This window comes from Nocardia sp. CDC153 (assembly GCF_035818515.1).
In the GTDB taxonomy this organism is placed as follows: domain Bacteria; phylum Actinomycetota; class Actinomycetes; order Mycobacteriales; family Mycobacteriaceae; genus Nocardia.
In genome coordinates this window covers 301,965-326,293 of record NZ_JAYKYU010000005.1, presented here as the reverse complement: position 1 = coordinate 326,293, position 24,329 = coordinate 301,965, and the positions used below count along the sequence as shown (strand labels likewise).

The window sequence follows — 24,329 nt, the reverse complement described above, 5'->3', positions numbered from 1 at the left end:
ACCGGTTGTCAGAGTCGGATGCGATGGCGGTCGACGGTCCAGGCGCGGGCCTGCTCGCTGATCGTCACGCCCAGCCCGGGCCGCGCCGACAGGTGCATGCGCCCGTCCCGGATGTCGAGGCGCTCGTCGAAGAGCGGCTCGAGCCATTCGAAGTGCTCCACCCACGGCTCGCTCGGGTGGGCGGCCGCCAGGTGCACGTGCACCTCCATGGCGAAATGCGGTGCGAGCGTGAGATGTTCGCGCTCGGCCAGCGCCGCGATCTCCAGGAATCGGGTGATGCCGCCGACCCGGGGCGCGTCCGGCTGCACGATATCGACTCCGGCCCTGATCAGTTCGGCGTGCTCGGCCACGCTGGTGAGCATCTCGCCGGTCGCGATCGGGGTGTCGAAGTCGGCGGCCAGCCGGGCGTGACCGGTGTAATCGTGGGCGTCCAGGGGCTCTTCGATCCATTCCAGCCCCAGCGGCTCGAGGGCCCGGCACATCTGCCGCGCCGTGCTCCGATCCCACTGCTGATTGGCGTCCACCATGAGCGGTACGAGGTCACCGATCTTCTCGCGCACGGCGGCGACCCGCGCCAGATCGACGGCGTGGTCCGGATGCCCGACCTTGATCTTGATTCCGCCGAGGCCGTCGGCCAGTGATCGCGCCGCGCGCTCCAACACCTCCTCGATGGGCAGATGCAGGAAGCCGCCCGTGGTGTTGTAGCAACGCACCGAATCCCGGTACGCGCCCAGCAGTTTCGCCAGCGGCAGCCCGGCCCGCTTGGCCTTCAGATCCCAGAGCGCGATATCGAAGGCCGCGATCGCCTGGGCCGCGAGCCCGCCGCGCCCCACCGACGCCCCGGCCCACATGAGCTTGTTCCAGAGCCTGCCGATATCGCTGGGGTCCTCGCCCAGCAGTTCCGGGGCGAGTTCGCGGGCGTGCGCGAACAGGGCCGGTCCCCCGGCGCGTTTGGAGTAGCCCAGGCCGATGCCGGTCAGGCCCGCCTCGGTGCCGATCTCGGCGAATATCACCGCCACCTCGGTCATGGGTCGCTGACGGCCGGTCAGCACCTTGGCGTCGCTGATGCCGGTGGGCAATGGCACCACCACCGAGGAGATCTCGATCGCGGTGATGCGGTCCAGAATCGCGGTGTCGGTATTCGTGTGTTGCACGGTCGATCCCTCACACAATGGTCGTGACGAGCGAGATGAGTTCCGCCAGTTCGGATTCGGTCAGATCCGTCAGCGGCGGCCGGACCCGGCTGGAGGGTCGCCCCGCCGCCCGCAGGCCGGCCTTGACGATGGACACCGCGTATCCGGGCGCGCGATCGCGAATGTCCAGATACGGCAGCACGAACGAGCGCAGCCTGCGATACACCTCCTCGCGATCGTGCGCCCGCACGGCCTTGTAGAACGCCAGCGCGAACTCCGGCGCGAAATTGAAAATGGCCGAAGAGTATGTGGTGACGCCCATTTCGGTGTACGGCAGGGCGAAGGTCTCCGCGGTGGGCAGCCCGCCGATATAGGTGAGCCGGTCGCCCAGTCGCGCGTAGATGCGGGTCATCGTCTCGATATTGCCGACGCCGTCCTTGAAGCCCACGAGGTTCGGGCACCGCTCGGCCATGCGCGCCACGGTCACATCGTCGCAGGCGGCATTGGCGCGGCTGTAGAAGATCACGCCGAGCGAGGTGGCCGCGCACACCGCCGCCACATGCTCGACCAGCCCGTCCGGCCCGGCCTCGGTCAAATACGGCGGCAGCAGCAGAATCCCTTGCGCCCCGGCGGATTCCGCCGCCCGGGCCTGTTCCACCGCCACGGCGGTGCCCGCGGTGGCGGGCGCGATCACCGGCACCCGGCCCGCGGTCTCGGCCACCGCGGCCCGCAGCACCCGGTCGATCTCGGCCGAGGTCAGCGAGAAGCCCTCCCCGGTGCCGCCCGCCGCGAACAGTCCGGCCACGTCGTACTGGGCCAGCCAACCGATGTGCTCGCGATAGGCGGGCTCGTCGAAGGCGAGGTCGGCGTCGAAATGGGTGACGGGGAACGACAGCAGTCCCCGGCCCAGCACCGCGCCGAGTTCCTCGGCGGATATCGATGACATGGTTTTCCTCCTCGAATCAGGCGTCGTGCCAGGTCTCCAGCAGGTCGACGACGCGGCGCAGGGCCGGATTGGCCGGATGCCCGCGCCATACCGCGTACAGCTCGGCCCGTTCGCGCACACCCGTCAGCGCCAGGTAGCGCACGCCCTCGGGGTGCAGGTGGCTGGCCGTCTCGGGCACCAGGGCCACCCCGCGTCCCGCGGCCACCAGCGCGAGCATGGTGTGCACCTGGGTGACCCGATCGCCGACGTCGTGCGACACCCCCGACAGCACCCGCGCCATGAGTTCGGCGAAGTAGCGGGCCGGACCGGGCGCGTACACCAGCAACCGCTCACCCTCGAGCTGGTCGACGGCGACGGCCCGGTCGGGCAGCCGATGCCCCTGCGGGACGGCCAGCACCAGCGGATCCCGGTGCACGAGCACACCGTCGAATTCGGTGCGGTCGAAGGGCGGGCGGCACAGTCCGAGATCCAGTTTGCCGCTGGCCAATTCCTCGAATTGGCGCGCGCTCACGGCCTCGCCGAGCGAGAGCTCCACGGTCGGGAGCGCGTGCGAGATCCGATTGAGAAACGGTCCCAGGAAACCGAATCCGGCCGTGGCGGTGAACCCGATCCGCACGGTACCGGTGTGTCCGGCGGCCACCAGGCGCGCGGTGCCCGGGGCGGCGTCGGCGAGGGCCAGCAGCCGGCGGGCCTCGGCGAGGAACACCGCGCCCGCCGGGGTCAGCTCGACCTGCCGCTGCGTGCGGTCCAGCAGTTGCACGCCGACATCGCGTTCCAGTTTCTGGATCTGGCGGCTGAGCGGGGGCTGGGTCATGCGCAGGCGTTCGGCCGCCCGGCGGAAGCTGCCCTCCTCGGCGACCACGACGAAGCCGTGCACCTGTTCCAGGGACAACATGGCGGTGGCCCTCCTCGGTTCGCCCGATCGCCTCCCCTGGAGGCTAGGTGAGATCGGTGATACCGGTCCAACATCAATCGAGCATCGGGTGATGCTGAAGCGGTATCGATTTCGAGTTCACATATGTGAATTCCTTTGACTATAGGGAGGAATTCGCGATTGAGAACAGCCTCGAAGCGAACTAGCCTCGCACTCATTCCTATCGAAGGAGAGCCATGCCCCGCCCCGGCCGGACCGATCAGCCCGCCGCACCGGACTCGAACCGCGGACCCGAGACCGACGCGGCCGGGGTGAAATCCGCGCGCCGCACCATCACCCTGCTGGAGGTGTTCGCGGCCAATCGATCCTGGCTCTCGCTCGCCGAGATGCACGAGGCCACCGGCTTTCCCCGCTCCAGCCTGCACGCCCTGCTGCGCACCCTGCGCGATGCCGGATGGATCGACGCCGACGAGACCGGCACCCGCTTCCGGCTGGGCGTGCGCGCCCTCGTCTGCGGCACCGCCTACCTCGACCGCGATCCGGCCATGCCGCACGCGACCGCCCTGCTCGAAAGACTGCGTGACGACACCGGTTTCACCACGCACTACGCCCGGCTGGCCGGCACCGAGGTGGTCTATCTGGAGACCCGAGAGTCCCGCAGCTCGGCCCACCTGGTCTCGCGGGTGGGCCGCGCCCTGCCCGCGCACGCCACCGCCCTGGGCAAGGCACTGCTGGCCGAGCTGGCCGACGAGGAGCTGACCGGGCTGCTGCCGCCGCGCCTGGGCGCGCTCACCGCCCACACCGTCACCGACCGCGACCGGCTGCGCGCCGAGCTGGAGGTGGTCCGCACCCGCGGCTACGCCACCGAGCGCGAGGAGGGCACCGCCGGGGTGGCCTGCGTGGCCGCCGCCGTCCCCTACCGCATTCCGGCCACCGACGCGTTCAGCTGCTCCATGCCGCTGGACCGGGTGACCGAGGGCGAACAACACCGCATCGGGGCGCTGTTGGCGCAGGCCGCCGCCGAACTCGCGCGCACCCTGCGCCGCGCCGGTATCCGCTGATCCACGAGGAGTCCCACCATGTCCGATCAACGCGTTCTGCTGACCGGCGCGGCCGGTGTCGTCGGAAAACTCATGCGGCCCAGGCTCGCCCGCGCCGGGCGCGTGCTGCGACTGCTCGATGTCGCACCCCTGGAACCGGCGGCGCCCGGTGAGCGGGTCGAGCTCGTCACCGCGTCCGTCACCGATCCCGACGCCATGGCCGCCGCCTGCCACGGGGTCGACGCGATCGTCCACCTCGGCGGTCTCAGCCGCGAGGACAGCTGGGCACGGCTGCTCGAGATCAATATCGACGGCACCCATACCGTGCTGGAAGCCGCACGCGCGGCGGGGGTTTCGCGCGTGGTGCTGGCCTCGAGCAATCACGCCGTCGGCTTTCGCCGCATCGGCGAGGCGGGCCCGGACGGGCTGCCCGGCGACAGCAGTCCCCGGCCCGACACCTATTACGGTGTCAGCAAGGCCGCGATCGAGGCACTGGGGAGCCTGTACCACTCCCGCTTCGGCATGGACGTGACCTGCCTGCGGATCGGCAGCTGCTTCGAGCGCCCCGCCGACACCCGCCAACTCTCGCTCTGGCTCTCCCCCGACGACTGCGCCCGCCTGCTCGAATCCTGCTTGGCCACGGGCAAACCCGGCTACCGCATCGTCTGGGGTGTCTCGAACAACACCCGCTCGATCGTGTCGCTGCGCGAAGCACGGGAAATCGGCTACGAAAGCCGCGACGACGCCGAGGAATTCGCCGACGACGTGACCTCCGGCGACGTCGGCGAGTTCATCGGGGGCGCTTTCTGCACCACTCCGCTCGGTCTCGCCAATCCACTCTGATCTCACTTCGTCCGCTCGGCGTTCAGATATGTGAATGCATTGCGTGATACCGAATTTGAATCAGAATGCGTATTGCCTTCACCCTACGGGCATGTGACCCTGAGCACACTTGTTTGGCAGTGAAGGAAGCACCCTCATGCAGCAGTCGGCAACGGCGCTCGCCCGGCCGAGGCGAATCAGCGTTTCGTATCTCTACTTCTTCGGCGCGCTCGGCGGCATCCTGTTCGGATACGACCTCGGCGTCATCTCCGGGGTCCTGTTGTTCATCAAGCCGCTCTGGCACCTCGGCTCGGTCGCGCAGGGCGTGGTGGGCGGCTGCCTGGCGGCCGGGGCCATCCTCGGCGCGGCCTGCGCGGGCCGCATCACCGACCGCTGGGGTCGCCGCCGGTCGATCATGGTGGCGGCCGCGGTCTTCACCGTCGGCGTGCTCGGCTGTACCGTCGCACCGAGTTTCGGCGTGCTGGTGGTGGCCCGGTTCATTACCGGCATCGCGGTGGGCTGCTCGTCGGCGACGGTCCCGACCTATCTGTCCGAACTCGCGCCCACCCGGGTGCGCGGCGCGCTGTCCACCCTGAATCAGCTGATGATCGTGTCCGGCATCCTGATCGCCTACATCATCGACTGGGCGCTGTCGGGGGCGCAGAACTGGCGGCTCATGTTCGCGCTGGCGGCGGTCCCGGCGGTGATCCTGTTCTTCGGCCTGATCGGCATGCCGGAGACCCCGCGCTGGCTGGTCAAGGCCGGACGCGACGAACAGGCCCGCGTCGTGCTCGAGCAGACCCACCGCGAGGACGATATCGAGGCCGAACTCGACAGCATTCGCGAGGTGATCCGGCTCGACGCCGCCCAGCAGGGTCGATTCCGAGATCTGGTGGCGCCCTGGGCCAGACCGGCGCTCGTCGTGGCCCTCATCCTCGCCGTCGGCCAGCAGTTCGCGGGCACCAACGCGGTGAACCTGTACGCGCCCATCATGTTCAAGGATCTGGGACTCACGAGCTCGAACTCGCTGCTCGCCTCCATCATCATGGGCACGGTGAAGGTCATCTTCACGGCCTGGGTGTTCCTGGTGGTGGACAAGTGGGGCCGGAAACCGTTGCTGCTCATCGGCAATGTGCTCATGGCGCTGGCGCTGTTCCTGTTGGGCGCGGCCGTACTCGGCATGGACAAGGGCACCGGAACCGGCATTGTGGCGCTGGTCCTGCTAAATCTCTACTGGGTCGGTTACGAGCTCGGCTGGGGTGCGGTGGTCTGGGTCATGATGGCCGAGATCTTCCCGCTGCGGGTGCGCGGCGTGGGCATGGGCACCGCCAGCACCGTGCTGTGGGCGGCCACCTTCACCATCACCTTCCTGTTCCCGGTCATGAACGATCATCTGGGACTGGCGTATTCGGCCTGGATCTTCGCCGCGGTGAGCGTGGTGCTGTTCGTCCTGGTGCGCCGGTTCGTGCCGGAGACCAAGGGCCGCAGCCTGGAACAGATCGAACTGGACCTGCGGGCGCGGGTGCCGGGAGCCGCCGCGTGACCACCACGGTCTACGTGTCCAACGCCGGTAGTGCGGAGATCTCCGCACTCCGGCTCGACCCGGACGGCACCCTGCGACCGCCGCGGACGATCCCGGTCCGCGGCGCGGTCATGCCGCTGGCCGTCGCGCCCGGCGGTCACCGCCTGTACGCCTCGCTGCGCTCGGTGCCGTATTCCGTGGCTTGCTTCGACATCGATGCCGGGACAGGGGAATTGACGGAGCTGGCGACGGTGCCGCTGCCGGACAATATGGCCTATCTCTCGGTCGACCGCGGCGGTCGGTACCTGCTCGCGGCCTCCTACACCGGCAATGTCGTCTCGGTCAGCGCTCTGCGCGCCGATGGCCGCGCCGCCGAATCGGTTGCCGTGCAATCCACACCGCCGCACGCGCATTCGATCGTCGCCGATCCCACCAATCGGTTCGTCTTCGCGACGGCGCTCGGCGGCGATGTGATCCTGCGATACCGCTTCGACGCCGAGGGCGGCCTGCTCACCCCGGAGCCCGGCGCGTCCATCCGCACCAAACCCGGTGCGGGACCACGACATCTGCTGTTCCACCCGAGCGGGGGGTTCGCCTACGTCAGCAATGAACTCGACGGCACTGTCAGTGCCTTCGAATTCGATAACGACACCGGTGATCTCACCGCGATCGACACCTATACCGTCATTCCCCACGGCTACCCGGAGCCGTGGACCTCCGAACTGCGCTGCACACCCGACGGCCGCTATCTGTATGTCTCCGAACGTCGTTCGAGCACCCTCGCCGGATTCGCCATCGACTCCGACTCCGGCGCACTGCATCCCCTCGGCCACACCGCCACCGAAACCTGCCCGCGCGGCTTCGACATCGACCCGACCGGCCGCTACCTGGTGGCGGCCGGTCAGGAGTCCGACAGCCTCACCGTGCACGCCATCGCCCCGGGGACGGGGGCACTGACGACCCTCGCCCGTTATCCGGTGGGCCGCGACCCCAACTGGGTGCAGATCGTCAGCTCAACAGGCCGCGGGCATACCAGTCCCCGGCATCCCTGACCCCGGGCAGCGTGAAGAAGTACCCGCCGCCGAACGGCTGGACGTAGTCGGTCAAAGGCTCACCGGCCAAACGGGTTTGAATGGTCTCGAACTGGCGCTGGATGTCCTGCTGGAAGCAGGTGAAGATGTGACCCGCGGACATATTGCCATTGGGGTCGATGCCCAGGTCGTAGTTGTAGGAGCGGCGCAGCAACTGCTGGTTCGCGGTCTCGGGCGTGCGCGGGTTGGCCAGGCGGATATGGGCGTTGGCGGGGGTGACGGTGGCGTCCGGATCGGCGGCGTAGTTGGGAGTGTCGGTTTCCTTGTTGCCGTCCAGGGGCGCGCCGGATTCGCGGCGGCGGCCGAACATGTTCTCCTGCTCGGCGATCGAGACGCGGTCCCAGAATTCGACGAGCATGCGAATCAGCCGGACCACCTGGTAGGTGCCGCCCTTGGTCCACGCGGGCTCGTCGGCGCTGTCCACCCAGATCAGTTCCGAGGCCGAGGAACCGACCGGGTTCGCGGTGCCGTCCTTGAAGCCGAGCAGATTGCGACCGGTCCCCGACGGACGCGACGGCGAGTTGTAACCCTGGATCTTCCACCGCAATTGGAGTGCGCCCCGGGTGTGGCGGGTGATGTCGCGAATCGCGTGGTGCACGGTGTCGGGATTGTGCGCGCACAGCTGGATCAGCAGATCACCGTGCATCCAGGCCGGATCGGGTGAATCGTCGGGGAAGGTCCGCATGGGCGTGAGGTGGGCGGGCTTGCGGTCGGCCAACCCGAAGCGCTGATCGAACAGGCTCGCGCCGACCCCGGTGGTCACGGTGAGACCGTCGGCGGGAATGTCGGGCCCCAGCACCGCGCTGTCGGCGGGCGGCTCGCCCACACCCAGGTCCGGTGCCGGGCCGCCCGCGGTGAGCACCCGGGCGCGGCCGGTGAGCGTCTTCATGAGCTCGGTGAGCTCCGCGCGATTCGCGGCGGTCACATCGAAGGCCGCGAAGCAGGACGCGCTCTGCTTGTCGGCGGGCGCGGGCGTCAGGATGCCCGACTGATGCTCGCCGTGGAACGGGAAAACCGGTGCGGGCGTGGCGTGCCCGCCCGCGGCGGCGGCATCCACGCGCGCGCCCTCGACGAGGACGCCCGCGGTCAGGGCGGTTCCGGCGGCGCCCACGGCGGCACCGGAGAGGAAGCGGCGGCGGCTGACAGTCATCGGTATGGGTCCTTCGGGTCAGTTCGCTCGGGTTTCCAGCAGGCGCGGCACACGATCCAGCGATTCCAGCGCGCCGCCGATCGCGGCCAGCACGGCCTGCCGGGCGGCGTGCGGCGTCTGGGCGGGGGCACGCCAGCGGCCGTTGTCCTGGGTGGCGAGCAGGGCCGTGCGCAGCGTGTCGAGCTTGGCGGTCAGCTCGGGGCGCAGTTTCGGATCGCGGGTGTCGAGCAGCGCGCCGAGCTGATCCAGCACGGCGCGGGTGACCTCCACATCGGCCAGCGTCATCGGATACGCCGCGCCCGCGCCCTGATCGTCGAGCCCCGAAAGGTGGTCGCGCAGCGCGTCTTCCAGGATCTCGTGGGCGCGAATCGGCAGGGTGGTGGGATTGCCCGCGATATCGGTGCTGGTCAGGTTGTCCCCGATGGCGGCGATATCGGTGCCGAGCTTGTCGATCACCGGCAGCAGCTGCTCCGGCGACTGGCCATGCCAGAGGCCATATTCCAAGCGGTGCAAACCGGTGAAGCTCGGATCGTTCACGCCCTCCGGCAGGCCGCCGGGCAGTCCGTCCACGGCGGTCCCGGCATCGCCGAAGCTGTTGTAGGACGCCCCGACCCGCTCCCACTCCTGCTGCGCGAGCAGCCAATCGGCCTGCGCGGCCGGGATATTGCGCGCCCGCAGATCCCGCCCGACCGCGTCGACGGCCGCGGTGAGCCGGGGCAGCACCTGCCGCACATAGCTCTGGTAGGCGTCGTTGGGGCCGCGCAGATCGCTGGTGCGAATGGGTTTGAAGGCCTGGGGCGCGTCGGTCTGCGGGCCGGTGGCCTGCGCGCGCGGCGAAGACAGCGCGGGACTGCCCGACATCAGGCAGATGATGGTGTAGCTGCCCGGATTCAGGGTCGCGGTCAGCTCGGCGGTGGTGCCGGGACCGATATTCTCGATCTCACCGGCGATCGCGCCGTCGGCGTCGACCAGATCGATTTCGCCGGACTTGCCGGAGGAATTGTGGACCGAGACGGTCTGGGTGCCCGTCGTGGCCGAGGTCCATTCCGGCGCACAGTGATCGGCGGTCACGGTGACCTTCCGGGCGGCACCGGAATCGGCCGCGGGCAGCAGCGCGATGGCGGCGGCGGCCGCCAGCACGGGCACCAGCACCAGGGTCGCGCCGACCAGCACCGGGCGCGGACCGGCAATGCGCTCCCACCAATCCGGGTGATGCGGTTCGTCTTCCGAGGCCGCCTTCGCGGGTTCGGTCTTCGTGGCTTCGGTCGGCGCGGTGCGGCCCGCGCGGAGGAAGAGCGGAATCACGGTGGCCAGGTAGGCGATCCACGCGACGACCTGAAGCACCGTCATCTTGGGCGACAGATTGGTGACGCCGGTGATGATCGACACCCACCAAGAGTTCGGATCGATGTGCGCGGTCAGGTCGAACGCGATCCACCGCGCGCCGGGCAGCCAGCCCGCCTCCTGCAGATCGCCGAGACCGTAGGCGAGCACCCCGGCCGCGATCACGATGAGCAGCACGGCGGTTCGATTGAAGAAGACGCCGAGGTTCAACCGCACCGACTGCCGGAACAGCAACCAGCACAGCGCGAAGGCGATCAGCAGCCCGAGCGCCGCACCCACCAGCGGCGCGGCCGTGGATCCGGCCGCCTTGATGGCGGTCCACACGAACAGCGTGGTCTCGAGCCCCTCACGCCCGACCGCCAGGAAAGCCGTCACCGCGAGCACGCCCGCGCCGAGCCCGGCGGCCCGCGCCACCTCGCCCCGCAGCTGGCCCGACAGCGAGGCCCCGGTGCGCCGCATCCAGAAGATCATGGCGGTGACCAGGGCGACCGCCAGCACGCTCAGCACACCCGCGACCGCGGCCCGCGCCGAGCTGGTCAGCGCGGCCGTCGAATAGGTCAGCACGGCGGCGAAACTCCCCGCCACCGACACCGCCCCGAGCACGCCCAGCCACACCGGAGTCGTCGAGACCGGCCGCTCGGGTGTCGCCAGCCGCCGCACGGCGGCCAGCAGAATGGTCACCACCAGACCCGCCTCGAGTCCCTCCCGCAGGCAGATCAGTAGATTGGGCACAGCCTCGGCAACGCTCACGGGCCAAAGGTAAGCCATACCTATTTCATGGTCCAGTCCGGCCCGTCGAACTCTCGGTGACCTGTCAGCGCTGGTCCCGGGATCTCCGCGGTGTGAAAACCAGTAGCCGCATCGAGGCGTACATGAACAGGCCCTCGCCGAGTCCGCCCAGAATGCGAGCGAGTCGATAGTCCAGGCCCAGCGCCGCGACCACACTGGTCACGCCCAGGATGAACACCAGATAGTTCACCGCGACCACCACGACATACACCGCGACCTGCGGCCCGACCGCGGCATGCGAGGCGAAGTTCAGCGTCCGGTTCAGCACGTAGCTCAGCGCGAACGCCGCGCAGTAGGCCACGGTCACCGCGAGCGGCAGGGCCGCCCCGAGCCACCCATGCAGGGCGGTGAGCACCAACAGATCCGTCGCGAAGGTGAACCCGCTCACCGCCAGATATCCCACGAAGGTCGGCGCGACGAATCGTCCGAGCCCGAACGGCAGCGCCGCGACCACCGCCTCGCACGCCCGGTGAAACCACCGGACGGCCCGGCCGGGTCGCGCAATCGTCTGCGCTGCCGCGCGATCAGCTGCCACCCGATCACCGTCGCATCGTCAGATGGCCCCCAGATGATCACCGAACCAACTCCAGACCGCGGCCGAATTTCCCCCCGTCGGATCGGTGGAGCTGGCGGTAGCGTCTCTCGCGCCGAGAGTGCTGGGAACAGGTGACCGATCGGAGAGCAAGTGATGAGGCCAAGATTCGCCGAAACGAATCGGCGGACCGTGCTGGGTTCGATGCTGGCGGCGGGCGCGGCCGGGGTGGCCGGGCTGCCGGAGGGCATGGCGGAGGCCCTGGCGGAACCTCGGCGCGCGGGCACGCTCGGGCAGATCGAGCACGTGGTGATTCTCATGCAGGAGAACCGGTCCTTCGATCACTACTTCGGAACCATGAGCGGGGTACGGGGTTTCGGGGACAAGCGGGCGGTGCGACTGCCCTCGGGCGGGTACGACCCGGTGCTGCAGCTGGCCATGGACACCGCGGCGGGTGCGGGTATCGGCACCGATCTGGCGAGCGGGTCGGCGGGGACCGGCAGCGCCAGCGGATCGGCGGACAGCGGGAGCGGCGGCGGGGCACGGGACGCGTTCCATCAGCCGGATGCCTTCAGCAGCACCGGATTTCTGCTGCCGTGGCATGTGGACACCACGCGGGTGGACGGCCAGGATCTCGGCGATCTGGCGCACGACTGGAACACCACGCATCTGGCGTGGGCCGACGGGGCCTACCACTCGTGGATCGCGTCGAAGTCCAAGATGACGATGGGCTACTTCACCGAGGCCGATATCCCGTTCCACCGCGCGCTGGCCGCGGCTTTCACCGTCTGCGACCACTACTTCTGCTCGATCCAGGGTCCGACGACACCGAATCGGCTGTTCCACTGGACCGGCACCATCGATCCGCGCGGGAGCCTGGGCGGGCCCGCGGTCAGCAATCCGCCCGACTATCGGCCCGTGTATCGCTGGACCACCTATCCCGAACGCCTACAGCAGGCGGGGATTTCGTGGCAGGTGTACGCCGACAATCACAGCGGCGGTGACTTCCTGGCCGACTTCGGTGACAATCCGCTGTGGCTGTTCCAGGCCTATCACGATGCCGCGAAATCGTCCGATCCGGCGATTCGGCAGCTGGCCGACCGCGCCAATGTGACCACCACGGGCATGACGCCCGCGCCCGCCGGAACCGACGGCACCAATGTGGATTACGTTCTGCAGCAGTTCATTTCCGACTGCGCCGCCAACAAGCTGCCCCAGGTGTCGTGGGTGGTCGCGCCCGCCGGGTACTCCGAGCATCCGGCCTTCCGTCCGGCCGACGGTGCCGCGTACCTGCAGCGGGTGCTGACGGCGTTGTGGGACAACCCGAGACTGTGGGAGTCCACCGTCCTGCTGGTCAACTACGACGAGAACGACGGCTTCTTCGATCACGTGGTGCCGCCCACCGCGCCGCCCGGCACCCCCGACGAGATGCTGGCCGCGCTGGAAATCACCGGCAGCGACTTGAATTCGGGGTCGGCGACACTGGGTCTGGGGTCGGGCTCGGGTTCCGGTTCGGCCGTCATGGACACCCTCATCGGCCGGGCGGGCGCGCTGCTGGGCGGTCAGGCCCCGATCGGGTTGGGGCCGCGGGTGCCGATGCTGGTGATCTCGCCGTGGAGCCGGGGCGGCTGGGTGAATTCCCAAGTGTTCGACCACACCTCGGTGCTGCAGTTCCTCGAGCAGTGGACCGGTGTGGCCGAGCCCAATATCTCCGCCTGGCGGCGGGCCGTGTGCGGCGATCTGACCAGCTGTTTCGATTTCGGCAAGCGCGACACCAGCATTCCGACCCTGCCCGACGCGAATGCCGAGCGGGCCCGGGCGGCCGGACAGAAGAATCTGCCCAAGGCGACCCCGCCGTCACCGGCCGGGCAGCAGATGCCGGTGCAGGACGGCGGGCGGGCCAAGGCGCGCGCACTGCCGTATCAGCCGGTCGCGTGGGTGGAGGCGGCCGCGGGCGGCGCGACGGTCCGCTTCGGCAATCAGGGCACGGTCGCCATGCCGTTCCAAACCTATGCTTACCACGATAATTCGGTGCGCCAGACGGTCGTGTATCCCGGCGGCACCGCGCAGGAGCGATTTCAGCTCGGCGGCGCGTACGACTTCGCGGTGCACACGCCCAACGGTTTTCTGGTCGAGGCGACGGGCGGGGCCGACACCGCGGGCATCGGCGCGACGGCGGCGGTGGGCGGCAGTCCCGATCGCCCCACTTTCGTTGTGACGGTATGCAATACCGGTTCGGCGGCGGTGACGATCGAGGTGGGCGGATCCAAGACGACCATCAATGCCGGAGCCACGCACGACTTCCCGGCACCGCTCGACGAGGGCTGGTACGACCTGACCCTCACCGTCTCCGGAAACTCCGGCTGGCGCAGGCACTTCGCCGGTCACCTGGAGAACGGCAGCCCCAGCAGCACCGGGTAGCCGATCAGGACCCGAAGGCGGCGGCATGCCATTCGGGTAGCGCGTCGGGGTTGGCGCGCAGGTATTTGAGGGACTGTTTCATGTAGACGCGGGGATTCGTGTCGAGGTGGTGTGCCCACGTCGGTTTCGAGTCCCCGCGCATGACCGTCCAGCAGGCCAGCGCGTACCCGTACATCGGCTGCGACAGGTACCCCAGGCGCTGCCAACCCCACCCGCGGTGGTTCTGCGAGAACTGGAACGCCGCATTGGCATTGAAGACCCCGAGACCCAGATACACGGTCGCCAGATCGGTGAGCTGTTCCCCGTCACGTCGCTCGGCGTCGATGCGCCGCTCCCCCAGCAGCCGCTCGTGTGCGAGTTCGTGGGCGACGGTCGCCACCAGGGTGACCGGTGACCGCATGCGGGACAGCTCGAGCGACACCACCGCGCGCCCGTGCTCGAGGCGATAGTGCCCCGCCTCGCCGTGGCTGGGCGCGTGCAGGAAGGCGGGCAGGTCCGGGGGAATCGCGTCGGTCGCCGAATCGAACTCCACCACAAAGCGATCCCGGCCCACCCCCATGTACCCGGCCACCCGCTCGACCACCGCCCGCACCTGGGATTCGGTTCCGCTGTAGGCCCCGGGAAAATAGTCGTCCGTCGGGAGGATCACCGGCGTGCGCAAGGTGCGCGGTCCGAATTGCGCCGCGCACCAGCGCAGCATCTCCTCGATCCAGATGCGTTCCAGCTCGTCCACCGGAGCGCGCGGACGAAAAAATCCCATGCCGCATTATGTCCGCCGCGCGAGGGATGCGCGCCCCGGAGAAATCGGTGGCACATAGTCACCCACCACGCTGCGCACCCACCAGGCGCGGGTCTCGCGCCATTCGTGGACGGTGGTGAAGCGGTACTCGTAGAGGCGGGCGCGCACGAAGCGGGGCGGCGCGTCCGGGAAGGGATTGCGGCCCAGCAGTCGCAGGGTGGCGCGGTCGTTGCGCAGCAGGCGCTCCAGGAAGGGACCGAACCAGGGCCGGGCGTAGGTCGGCGAATGGGCCGCGAACCACATCAGCCAGTCCAGGCGCAGATGGTAGGGGGCCCACTGGCGTGGAAGCCGTTGCGGGTCACCGGGTTTACCCTTGAACTCGTACTCGCGCCAGCGGGTGTGCGCGGTGAGCTCGGGGTCGGAGGTGCCCTCGACGACCACCTCGTAGCGGGTGCGGTCGATGCTGCCGAAGGCACCGAAGGTGTTGATGAGGTGAAAAGGGTTGTAGGACTGATTCATCCGCTGATGACTCGACAGCATATTGCGCACCGGTAGATAACTCAGCGCCACCGTGCCGCCCGCGAAGACGAACACCAGCACCGTGAACCAGAGCAGCGAGGCCGGAAACTCCGGTGCGTCGGGAATCGGAAGCATCTTCGCCACAGTCGAATTCGAGACCGCGGACCATGCCAGGACGATCGTCAACCAGTTCAGCCAGGCGAAATTGCCCGACAGCACCAGCCACAGCTGCGTGACGATCACGATCGCCGCCGCCACGCTCGCCACCGGCTGCGGGGCGAACAACCCGAACGGCACCACCAATTGCGCGAAGTGGTTGGCCGCCACCTCGATTCGATGCAGGGGCCGGGGCAGATGATGGAAGAACCAGCTCAGCGGCCCCGGCATGGGCTGGGTCTCGTGGTGGTAGAACAGGCAGGTCAGATCCCGCCAGCACCGATCGCCGCGCAGCTTGATCAGTCCGGCCCCGAACTCCACCCGGAACACCAGCCATCGCGCCAGCCACACCACCAGCACCGGCGGGGCCACCCGGTCATTGCCGAGGAAGACCGCCAGGAACCCGGCCTCGAGCAGCAGCGACTCCCAGCCGAACGAGTACCAGACCTGGCCGACATTGACGATCGACAGGTACAGCGCCCACACCAGCAGCCAGCCGCCCATGGCCGCCCACAGCGGCAGCAGATCCGCGACACCACCCGCCAGCGCGGCCGACACCAGCGCGCCGGACCACGCCACCGACGCGAAGAACCGGTCGGAGTAGTACAGGTGAAACAGGCTCGGGGACAACCGAAACGGCCGCCGCGCCAGATAGCTCGGCACCGGCGTCATACCGTGCTCCCCGAGGAGCGCCCTGAACTGCCGGGCCGCCGCGACGAACGCGATCACATAGATCGCGGCGACCCCGCGCTCGATCACCTGTCGGGCGAACCAGTACTCCGGTGCGATGAACCACTCCATCCCGCGCCTCCCGGGCCGGTCTGTGTCATCTCGACTCGGATACCCGTTTTTCGGGCCGGGTATGGGTACCGGTTCGGATCGATCAGATCGGAATGAACGCTCTGATGATGCCGACCACGTTCGCGACAATGCCGGTGACCGTGCCCGCGAGATTCAGCGCGGACGAACCGAGCGACAGGATTTCGGAACTCATCGGGGCCTCTTCCTAAGACAGCGTCGTGATAGGGAGGACTACCTGTGCGAAATCACTGCACAGCCTATGCGGTCGAGGGCGTGAGATCCGGGAGGCCGGGCCCAATGGGATCGTCCGGCGGGGTCGCGGCCAGGCCACGGCGTCAGCGCTCACCTGTGCCCACGGTGTCGACCCCGGCGGCCGTTGACTCCCCGCCCGCCAACGGCCGCGGGCGCAGCGGCGGGGCGGGCCGGACCCGCACACCCGTCTGCGGGATCGACAATCCCCCAGGCGAATCGTTCTGTCTGTCCGACATTCGACGGACAGCGGATCCGGGTCGGCGGATGCCATGCTGGTTCGAATGCGGTCCGGTACCGTGACCGGGTGCTGCGCGACCCCGACCCGACCCACGCCGCGGTCGCGCAGGAGGCCATGTGGCTGGCCATTCGATTCCGGCACGCGGCCTGCCTGCTGCTCACGGTCGTGCATCTGGCGAGCGGGGTCCCGGATCCGACGGCGGGCCGGGCGGTCACGATCGTGTTGGCGGTGTGGTCCGCCGGTCGACTGTGGGGACGACGGCTCGGGCCGTGGTGGACCGCGGCCGATATCGCGGTGGTGGCGACCTATCTGCTCGGGACGGTCAGCGTCGCGGCCTCGGGGATCGGGACCAAGGACCTCATCGATGTGAAGGTCGTTGCGGCGACGGTCATCTCGGTGGGCATCGCCGAACGGGTCCGGGTGTCGGCCGGGGTGGCCGTGCTGGTCCTGCTGCTGCTCTACTACGCCAATCGGCAGACGCCCGGCCTGACGCCGTGGAGTTTCCTCTCCGATCTGGCGGTCGCCTACCTGGTGGTGGAGTGGCTGCTGGCCGTGGGTGTGCGCCGGGTGGTACTGCGCGCGGCGACCGTGCACGACCGGACCGTGTCCGCGGCCGCCGACTCCCGGATCGCGAGCCGGGTGGCCGCGGCGCGGCGGCGCTACGAGCACGAGCAGTGGGCGGTCATGCACGACACCGCGGCGGCCACCCTGCTCATGGTCGGGCAGGGCGCGGCCGCGGATCCCGAACGGATCGCGCGGCAGGCCGCGCGGGACCTCGGCGTGCTGGAGTCGGGCATTCCGGTGCCGGGCGATGAATCCGAGGCCGACCTGTCGGAATCGCTGCGCGAGTTGGCCGCCGAGTGCGTGACACCGGTGACCCTGCGGGTCGACGGGCCGCTGCCGATCCCCCGCGGGCTGGCGTGGACGGTCACCGCCGCCGCCCGCGAGGCGCTCACGAATATCGATCGGCACGCGCGCGCCAACGGCGTCGTGGTCGAGGCCGGCCCGGGTCGTCTGGTCATCGCCGACGACGGCATCGGCTTCGACGGGACACCCGGGCAGGACCGCTACGGCATTCGGCACTCGATCGTCGAGCGGCTGCGGGAGGTGGGCGGCGACGCCGAGATCACCAGCGCACCCGGAAGCGGTACCGAGATCCGGCTCCGCTGGCCGGTCGCCGAAGTCGTTGCCGCCGAGGACGACTCGTTCGACGAGACGGAAGCCGCCGCCGGAATCGACCGGCTCGGCCGGAGTTTCGGGCACGGCATGGTGGGCATCGCGGTGGCCGACACCCTGCTCCAGTCCACCCTCACCACGGCGGCCGCGACCCCGCCGCCCGCGGTCGATGCGATGCTGGTCGCCGTCAATGTGGGATGCGCTCTGGCCGCGCTGATTCCGCGTCGCCGCGAGCCGGTCACGGTGGCGCTCATGGGTGTCGCCATCGCGGCCTCGCTGGTGCTCACCGCCTGGCTCCCGGTGGATGCCGTGCTGGCGGGGGCGAACTGGTCCATCGGCGCGTCCGGCTGGGCCGTTGTCGCACTCGGCTTTCGGCTGCCGCCGCGGCTGGCGCTCTCGGCCCTGACCGCGTGGTGGGTGCTGGTGTGCGCGGTGATCCTGGTGCGCGCCCCGAGCGCGGACAACCTCACCGTACTCGGGTACCACACGGCGGCCATCTTCTTCCTGCAGACCTTCACCGCGTGGTTCGCGGCCACCCTGGACCGGGCGGCCCGGCAGGCGGCGGCACTGCATCGGGAACGGTTGCGGCACCGCACCGCCGACGCCGTCGGGCGCATGCACGAACAGGAGTGCCTGCGCCGCTACCACGAACTGGTGGCCGACTTCACGCCGCTGCTGCGCGGCCTGGCCGACGGCACCCTGGACCCCGGCGATCCCGGTGTGCGGGCCGCGGCCCGGACCGAATACGCCCGGCTGCGACGGCTTTTCACCCAGCAGGACGGTGTCGGGCATCCGCTGCTCGCGGACCTGCGCACCGGCATCGACGCCGCCGAGCGCCGCGGGGTGGCGGTGTCGGTGGAGGCCACGCCGACCCATCGCGAGCTGCCCGACGCCGTGCGCGGTCACCTGGTGGCGGCCGCCCGGATCATGTTGGACGCCAGCCGTTCCCGCGCCCGCGTGGTGGTGACCGCCGACGCGTCCGGCTGCACCGTCAGCGCCCTGGGCGACTGCCCCGCCGAAACCCTCGACCGACTGTCCACCCTCACCGATTCGTCGGTGCACACCGAGGTGGTCACCGCGGGCGAATTGCTCTGGGCGCGACTGCATCACAGCTTCGACCTGGAGGGAGCCCGGTGATCCGCATCGCCATCGTCGACGACCATCCGCTGATTCGCGACGGCGTGCGCGGCTGGTGCGCGGCGGCGCAGCCGCACATCCTGGTGGCGGCCGATCACCCGGACCCCGCCGCCTTCCTGGCCGCCACCGGACCCGACCGCGGCGATCTGGACGCCATTGTCCTCGACCTCCAATTCGACCAGCGCGCACCGGATCTCACCGCCCTGGCCACCATCTGCGCGCGCGGGCACCGGGTGGTCGTCTACTCCCAGCACACCGAACCCCACCTGGTCCGCGACTGCCTGGACCTCGGCGCGGTCACCTACCTGTCCAAAACCGAAGGCCGCGAACACCTCATCGCCGCCCTGCACGCCGCCGCCGACGTCCGCCCCTACCTCAGCCCCACCATGGCCCGCGCCATGAGCACCGACGCCGACGACCGCCCCAAACTCTCCCACCGCGAACGCGAAGTCCTGCTGGCCTGGTTCCAAACCGAGTCCAAAGCCCTGGTCGCCCAACAGCTCTACATCACCGTCGGCACCGTCAACACCCACCTGGAGCGCATCCGCGCCAAATACGCCGCGGTAGGCCGCTCCGCCCCCACCAAGGCCGCCCTCGTAGCCCGCGCCATCCGCGACGGCTTGATCACCACCGACGAGCTCTAACCCCGGGCTCGCGCGTCGTCGATGGCGTTGGCACGGTCGATCTCGGCCATGTGCTCTTCCGCCCAGGTCCGCAGCGCGGCCAGCGGAACCTCCAGGGACAAGCCCAGTTCGGTGAGCCGGTAGTAAACGCGCGGCGGCACCGTCGGCTCCACGCGACGGGTGGCCAGGCCATCGCGGATCAGGCTGTGCAGGGTCACCGACAGCATCTTCTGGGAGACACCGGGCATGCGCCGCCGCAGTTCGGCGAACCGCACCTCGCCGGGGGCGGCCGCGGCGAGGACCTTGACCGCCATCGAGGTCCATTTCGTGCCGATGCGGTCGAGCAATTGCCTTGTCGGGCACTGGGAATCGAACAGATCACCGCGCTCGGTTGGCCTCGCCCGCGCCGATCGAGTAGTCACCTGGACCTCACCACCTGTCGCCAATGTGCCTTCTTGGCAGCACAAACGAGGTTACCTACCGTGCGGTGGTAACCAAAAGTGACCGCCAGGAGGCGCCATGACCCACGCCGCACCGATCGAGACGCGCCAGATCGAGACCAACGGCATCCACGCCAATGTCGCGATCTCCGGCACCGGACCCGCGCTCGTTCTGCTGCACGGCTTTCCCCACACCTGGCGGGTGTGGAGCAAGATCATCGGACCGCTGGCCGCGCGGTACCGTGTCATCGCCCCCGACCTGCGCGGATTCGGCGCCACCAGCCGCGCACCGGGCGGCTACGACGCCGCCACCATGGCCGCCGATATCGCCGGAATCCTCGATGCCCTGGGCGAATCCACCGCGGCCGTGGTCGGGATCGATGCCGGAACCCCGGTCGCGGCCCTGCTCGCCCTGCGGCACCCCGGCCGGGTGCGACAGCTGGTGGTCATGGAGGGACTACTGGGCACGCTCCCCGGTGCGGAGGACTTCCTCGCCGGGGGTCCGCCGTGGTGGTTCGGATTCCACGCCGTCCAGGACCTCGCCGAAACGGTTCTGCTCGGCCACGAGGCGCGGTATATCGAATGGTTTCTCAGCACCGGCACCCGCGGCCGGGGCGTGCCGCCGGACATCCGTGACGCGTTCGTCGATGCGTACACCGGACACGAGGCCCTGCGCTGCGCTTTCTCCTACTACCGCGCGCTGCCGACCACCGGCCACCAGATCGCCCGGGCCGCGGCAACCACTCGGCTCACCATGCCCACCTTGGCCATCGGCGCACACCCCGTCGGCAACGCGCTCGCCCGCCAACTGCGGCCCCTCGCCGAAAACCTCACCGCACACGTCATTCCCGACTGCGGCCACATCATCACGCTGGACCGCCCCTCGCAACTACTCGAACTCCTCGAACCCTTCCTCGCCGCGGCTCCCGCAGCACGCGGGGCACGGGCGGGAAGCTGATGCGATCGGTTCGGTGCACAGCCCAGCCATGTTGTAGACGATCGAAAGTCCTTCGTCTCATCACGAGGAGCCACGCAAGGCGACTGAAAGCTCTTCGGCCGAAAGCAAATTCCACTGCATGAATGCGACGGTATGGGTAGAGCTCGAAAGCCATAAAGCATCTCTTCACACAACCGGGAAGACCGATATCAACCGCTCAATCCGCCCACGAAAGTTGCTCAACCCCACGTCATAGCCCCGACAACCGCCATCGTCACCAGCCCGAGCCATGAAATGCCGTTTCGCACAATGGGATGCATATCTCAGCACGGAGAGTGGAGAAAGTTCTCGGTACGCTCGTGACCATGGGTGGGGACTTGCTTCTACTACTGACCGCCACATTCGGCCCGATGGCAGTACTCGGGTGGGCAGCCGCTCGAGCGAAGCGCCGCGGCCTCGGAGGTGCGTTCGTCGGGCCGTTCCAGGAGATGTTCGACCCCGGCGCGGCACGCGCACAGATTGTCATCGAACAGCGCGCCGAACTGCCCGATCCCTCGGACTCCGGCGACCCGGACAATGACGACAAGACGCCGAACACCGTGGTGTACAAGGGCATTCGCCTCCGCCTCCACCCCGGCAGGGCCCGTCGGCGCAACTAGCGAGACTATTTGCGGACCAGGTAGCGCAGATGCAGGACGCCGGGGTCCTCGAGTGCGCGGATCAGATCGAGTTCGATGTGCTCGGGCGGGAGTCCATCGAACAACCGTCGACCTTGGCCGAGCAGCACGGGCCGGAGCTGGATGTCGATCAGGTCCAGCACACCGGCTTTCAGGGCCTGTTGCCCGGTGTAGGCGCCGTGCATCATCACATCGCGGTCGCCCGCGGCCTTCTTCGCCTGCTCCACACACGAAGCGATGCCATCGGTGATGTATCGAACCCGCTCGTAGGGATTGTGCTCCGGCGGATGGTGCGTCGGCACGAAGATCGGCACCCCGTTGTGGTGATCGCCGCCCCAATACCCGGCGAAATCGCCTGTCCGCCTTCCGGTGATCACCGCACCGGAAGCCATGGCCTCGTCGAACACCAGCTGACTATGGGGGTACTTGGGCCGGAAGGCCATGGGCCCCTCCGCCCCAGGCTCGGCACCCCCACCGAGCCAATCCATCAGCCGCATCCCATTGGTGCCCGCCGGATTCTCGGCATTGTCATCCGGCCCGGTAATGAACCCGTCGAGTGACATGGCCATGGTCAGAAACACCTGAGACATTCCTCCACCCTCCCACCAGAATGCAATCGAGCAGACCTCTTCTCGAAGTTTGCCTGCTGAATTGCATGCTCGTCGAGGGTTCAGGCCGGGGGGAGGTCGGCGGAGGTGGCGAAGAGGGTGGCCAGGGTGGTGGCGACGTTGGCGGTGCGGTCGAAGGTGTGGCCTAGGTCGCGGGCGTGGCCGTCGAAGAGGTGCCAGGTGGAGGAGGTGAGGAGGCGGGCCAGGGTCTCCTGGTCGGGGTGGTCGGAAGTCGCCGGGGACGAGACGTATTGGGTCATCATGCCTTCGACCAGGCCTACTATGCCGTAGCTGAGGGGGCGGAAGGGGGTGATGTCGATGCCGAGAATGGCTGTCCAGGAGGCGAAGCGGTGCCAGAGGGTGTCGGCCACGCGCTGGCGGAAGGTGGTGAGGGTGTCGGGGGCGGGGTGGCCTGGGAGGGGGCCCGTTTGGGCGAAGCGGTAGAGGTTGGGGTGGTCGGCGGTCCAGGCGACAAGGGTGGACATGATGTCGAAGATGATGGCCTCGACGGTTTTCGACGGCTCGAGCACGAGGATTGCCTCCAGCTCGGTCAGGTAGCGGTCGAAGATGTATTCGCGGGCTCGGGCGTCGAGATCCTCGCGGTTCTGGAACTGCCGGTAGACGACCGAGCGGGCCAGGCCCGCGCGGTCGGCGATCTGCTGGGTGGAGATCTCCGCGCCGGGCGCGTTCTCCTCGATGAGGGCCAGCGCGGCCTCGAGGATGGCGGCGCGGCGGGTGGTGTTGTGCTCGTCCCAGCGTTGACCGCCCGAACGCCTACGGTGCGAGCGCAGATGCGGGGGCGGCTTCACGGGATTCGACTATACGGCGGTGTCGACGGGGCGGGCCCGCGGTAGGAAGCGGGCGCGCATGGGGAGCGGGCCGTCGGGGCCGCCGGTGAAGGAGATCTGGCGGCGGACACGCTCGGGGGAAACGGCGTCGAACTCCAGGTGCTGGGCGAAAGTGGCGACCACCAGGGCCGCCTCCATGCTGGCGAAGCCCGACGCGACGCACATGCGCTTGCCCGCCCCGAACGGTATGGCGGCCCGCTTCTGTTCGCGCGCAAGGTTTTCGGGAAGGAATCGGCTCGGATCGAACTCCTCGGGCCGCTCCCAGACCCGCCCGTGATGGTGCAGCGCGTGCAGGATGACCGCGACCGTGGTGCCCGGCTCGATGCGATACCCGCCGAGGTCGTCGTAACCCTTTGCGGTCCTCGCCAATCCGATGACGGGCGGCAGCAGTCGCATGGTCTCGGCGACCACGGCCTGCGTCCACGGCAGTCGTTCGAGATCCGCGGCCGTGGCGGGCCGGTCGCCGAGCACCGTGCGCACCTCCTGCCCCAGCCGCTCCCGAGCCTCCGGATGCTCGGAGAGCAGCTGCCACACCCAGCTCAAAGCCGTTGCGGTGGTCTCCATTCCGGCCCCGATGAAGGTCATGAGTTCGTCGTGGATCTCCTGATCGCTGTAGCGGTATCCGGTCTCGGGATCCTCGGCGTCCATCAGCAGGGCCAGCAGATTGTCCTTGCGCGCGATCCGCCCGCTGCGATGGTCGGCGATGAGCCCGTCCACCACGCGCTCGGCATGCCGCAGATCGCGCATGGCCCGCGGCTCGACGAGCCAGCCGCTGGCCCGCATGATGCGCAGGGGCAGACGGGAATTGGCGGCATCGCTGCGGCCGCGTCGCTGCAGAATCCAGGTGGAGATGTTGTGCATGGGATGGCTGAGGTTGGTCATGAACCCGCGCCCGAAGAACCGCAGCAGGCGCGCCAGCACCACCTCCGACATCGGTCCGGTGATATCGGTGCCGAACATGGTCCGCGACGTGACATCCAAAGTGAGCCGGTTCATTTCGGCACCGACATCGACGACGCCGTCATCCGCGCTCGAGGCGCGAATGCGCTCCACCGCGTCCCGGGCGGCCGCCACCATGACCGGCGCGAACCCGTCCACATTGCGCTTGGCGAAGATCGGCTGCACCAGTCGCCGATTGCGTTGCCACTGTTCCTCATCGAAGTCGGTGACCAACCCCCGCCCGAAGGCCACCGCGAGCATGTCGTACTCGGGACTCTTCGCGTAGTTGTTCTGATTGGTCACCAGCACGTGCCGCACCAGCTCCGGGCTGCGCACGATGACGAATCGCGCGAACGGCACCCGCGCCACGATCACGTCGTCGGCTCCCGGCAGCGCGGCCGCGTAGTCCAGAACCGTGTGATCGCGCACCCGCGGAATCACGCCGAGCGCCAGCCGCCAGGACTGCCACCAGCCGATGCGGGTGTCGTGCCAGCGCAGGAAGGTCGGGGCCCACTTGGGCGGATGCAATGTCGTCGAGGAATCGGTCATTTCGCGGCCCCTTGCCGTGCGAACAT

21 protein-coding genes are annotated in these 24,329 nt (G+C 68.9%); 9 read left to right on the top strand and 12 right to left on the bottom strand.

Annotation, left to right across the window (positions count from 1 at the left end):
• Positions 1 to 8: 8 nt before the first annotated feature.
• The 3 genes from VMT65_RS28185 to VMT65_RS28175 are packed head-to-tail and all read right to left on the bottom strand — an operon-like array spanning position 9 to position 2,974.
• Complete coding sequence (locus tag VMT65_RS28185) at positions 9 to 1,154, bottom strand: L-talarate/galactarate dehydratase (RefSeq protein WP_326311516.1); 1,146 nt, start codon at positions 1,152 to 1,154, stop codon at positions 9 to 11.
• Between the two features lie 10 nt (positions 1,155 to 1,164).
• Positions 1,165 to 2,079 carry a 5-dehydro-4-deoxyglucarate dehydratase gene (gene kdgD / locus VMT65_RS28180; protein ID WP_326311515.1) on the bottom strand — a complete coding sequence of 305 codons (915 nt, stop codon included), beginning with the start codon at positions 2,077 to 2,079 and terminating at the stop codon, positions 1,165 to 1,167.
• A gap of 16 nt (positions 2,080 to 2,095) precedes the next feature.
• On the bottom strand, positions 2,096 to 2,974 hold the full coding sequence (locus VMT65_RS28175) for a LysR family transcriptional regulator (RefSeq protein WP_326311514.1): 879 nt from the start codon (positions 2,972 to 2,974) through the stop codon (positions 2,096 to 2,098).
• Between the two features lie 215 nt (positions 2,975 to 3,189).
• Between VMT65_RS28175 and VMT65_RS28170 the strand changes: the two genes are divergently transcribed.
• From VMT65_RS28170 to VMT65_RS28155, 4 genes are all read left to right on the top strand, one after another.
• Entirely contained in the window at positions 3,190 to 4,014 is an 825-nt protein-coding gene (locus VMT65_RS28170; protein WP_326311513.1) for an IclR family transcriptional regulator, read from the top strand.
• Between the two features lie 18 nt (positions 4,015 to 4,032).
• Complete coding sequence (locus tag VMT65_RS28165; RefSeq protein ID WP_326311512.1) at positions 4,033 to 4,836, top strand: NAD-dependent epimerase/dehydratase family protein; 804 nt, start codon at positions 4,033 to 4,035, stop codon at positions 4,834 to 4,836.
• Positions 4,837 to 4,972: 136 nt separating this feature from the next.
• Positions 4,973 to 6,358, top strand: coding sequence for a sugar porter family MFS transporter (locus VMT65_RS28160; protein WP_326311511.1), 1,386 nt, complete (start codon positions 4,973 to 4,975; stop codon positions 6,356 to 6,358).
• Positions 6,355 to 7,389 (top strand): lactonase family protein, encoded by a 1,035-nt coding sequence (locus tag VMT65_RS28155; RefSeq protein WP_326311510.1) that lies wholly within the window; start codon positions 6,355 to 6,357, stop codon positions 7,387 to 7,389. The genes VMT65_RS28160 and VMT65_RS28155 overlap by 4 nt, the downstream gene beginning before the upstream one ends.
• Here VMT65_RS28155 and efeB read toward each other — a convergent pair.
• The 3 genes from efeB to VMT65_RS28140 all read right to left on the bottom strand — a co-directional run bounded on the left by efeB (position 7,346) and on the right by VMT65_RS28140 (position 11,246).
• The gene (efeB, locus tag VMT65_RS28150) at positions 7,346 to 8,578 is read right to left on the bottom strand and encodes an iron uptake transporter deferrochelatase/peroxidase subunit (RefSeq protein WP_326311509.1); all 1,233 of its coding nucleotides are present in this window, start codon (positions 8,576 to 8,578) and stop codon (positions 7,346 to 7,348) included. The two genes, VMT65_RS28155 and efeB, sit on opposite strands and share 44 nt — an antisense overlap.
• Positions 8,579 to 8,596: 18 nt before the next feature.
• Positions 8,597 to 10,672 (bottom strand): iron uptake transporter permease EfeU, encoded by a 2,076-nt coding sequence (efeU, locus tag VMT65_RS28145; protein ID WP_326311508.1) that lies wholly within the window; start codon positions 10,670 to 10,672, stop codon positions 8,597 to 8,599.
• Between the two features lie 64 nt (positions 10,673 to 10,736).
• Complete coding sequence (locus VMT65_RS28140) at positions 10,737 to 11,246, bottom strand: GtrA family protein (protein WP_326311507.1); 510 nt, start codon at positions 11,244 to 11,246, stop codon at positions 10,737 to 10,739.
• A 153-nt stretch (positions 11,247 to 11,399) separates the two neighbouring features.
• On the opposite strand from VMT65_RS28140, the gene VMT65_RS28135 reads away from it, so the two are divergent.
• Entirely contained in the window at positions 11,400 to 13,664 is a 2,265-nt protein-coding gene (locus VMT65_RS28135) for a phosphocholine-specific phospholipase C (protein WP_326311506.1), read from the top strand.
• Positions 13,665 to 13,668: 4 nt separating this feature from the next.
• On the opposite strand, the gene VMT65_RS28130 is transcribed toward VMT65_RS28135, so the two are convergent.
• Positions 13,669 to 14,424, bottom strand: a complete 756-nt coding sequence (locus tag VMT65_RS28130; protein ID WP_326311505.1) for a hypothetical protein — start codon at positions 14,422 to 14,424, stop codon at positions 13,669 to 13,671.
• Between the two features lie 6 nt (positions 14,425 to 14,430).
• Positions 14,431 to 15,879, bottom strand: a complete 1,449-nt coding sequence (locus tag VMT65_RS28125) for a lipase maturation factor family protein (RefSeq protein ID WP_326311504.1) — start codon at positions 15,877 to 15,879, stop codon at positions 14,431 to 14,433.
• Positions 15,880 to 16,435: 556 nt separating this feature from the next.
• Here VMT65_RS28125 and VMT65_RS28120 point away from each other — a divergent pair.
• Together VMT65_RS28120 and VMT65_RS28115 are read left to right on the top strand one after the other, a co-directional pair.
• Positions 16,436 to 18,682 carry a sensor histidine kinase gene (locus tag VMT65_RS28120; RefSeq protein ID WP_326311503.1) on the top strand — a complete coding sequence of 749 codons (2,247 nt, stop codon included), beginning with the start codon at positions 16,436 to 16,438 and terminating at the stop codon, positions 18,680 to 18,682.
• On the top strand, positions 18,679 to 19,326 hold the full coding sequence (locus VMT65_RS28115) for a response regulator transcription factor (protein WP_326311502.1): 648 nt from the start codon (positions 18,679 to 18,681) through the stop codon (positions 19,324 to 19,326). Before VMT65_RS28120 ends, VMT65_RS28115 begins: the two co-directional genes overlap by 4 nt.
• Here VMT65_RS28115 and VMT65_RS28110 read toward each other — a convergent pair.
• On the bottom strand, positions 19,323 to 19,727 hold the full coding sequence (locus tag VMT65_RS28110; RefSeq protein ID WP_326311501.1) for a winged helix-turn-helix transcriptional regulator: 405 nt from the start codon (positions 19,725 to 19,727) through the stop codon (positions 19,323 to 19,325). The two genes, VMT65_RS28115 and VMT65_RS28110, sit on opposite strands and share 4 nt — an antisense overlap.
• A 97-nt stretch (positions 19,728 to 19,824) precedes the next feature.
• On the opposite strand from VMT65_RS28110, the gene VMT65_RS28105 reads away from it, so the two are divergent.
• Complete coding sequence (locus tag VMT65_RS28105) at positions 19,825 to 20,703, top strand: alpha/beta fold hydrolase (protein WP_326311500.1); 879 nt, start codon at positions 19,825 to 19,827, stop codon at positions 20,701 to 20,703.
• A 389-nt stretch (positions 20,704 to 21,092) separates the two neighbouring features.
• A complete protein-coding gene (locus VMT65_RS28100; protein WP_326311499.1) occupies positions 21,093 to 21,341 on the top strand; it encodes a hypothetical protein in 249 nt (82 codons plus the stop codon).
• 5 nt (positions 21,342 to 21,346) lie between these two features.
• On the opposite strand, the gene VMT65_RS28095 is transcribed toward VMT65_RS28100, so the two are convergent.
• The 3 genes from VMT65_RS28095 to VMT65_RS28085 all read right to left on the bottom strand — a co-directional run bounded on the left by VMT65_RS28095 (position 21,347) and on the right by VMT65_RS28085 (position 24,303).
• Positions 21,347 to 21,949: a dihydrofolate reductase family protein gene (locus VMT65_RS28095; protein WP_326311498.1), complete on the bottom strand. Its 603-nt coding sequence runs from the start codon at positions 21,947 to 21,949 to the stop codon at positions 21,347 to 21,349.
• Positions 21,950 to 22,029: 80 nt separating this feature from the next.
• Positions 22,030 to 22,776 (bottom strand): TetR/AcrR family transcriptional regulator, encoded by a 747-nt coding sequence (locus VMT65_RS28090; protein WP_326311497.1) that lies wholly within the window; start codon positions 22,774 to 22,776, stop codon positions 22,030 to 22,032.
• Between the two features lie 9 nt (positions 22,777 to 22,785).
• A complete protein-coding gene (locus VMT65_RS28085) occupies positions 22,786 to 24,303 on the bottom strand; it encodes a cytochrome P450 (protein WP_326311496.1) in 1,518 nt (505 codons plus the stop codon).
• Between the last annotated feature and the right edge of the window lie 26 nt (positions 24,304 to 24,329).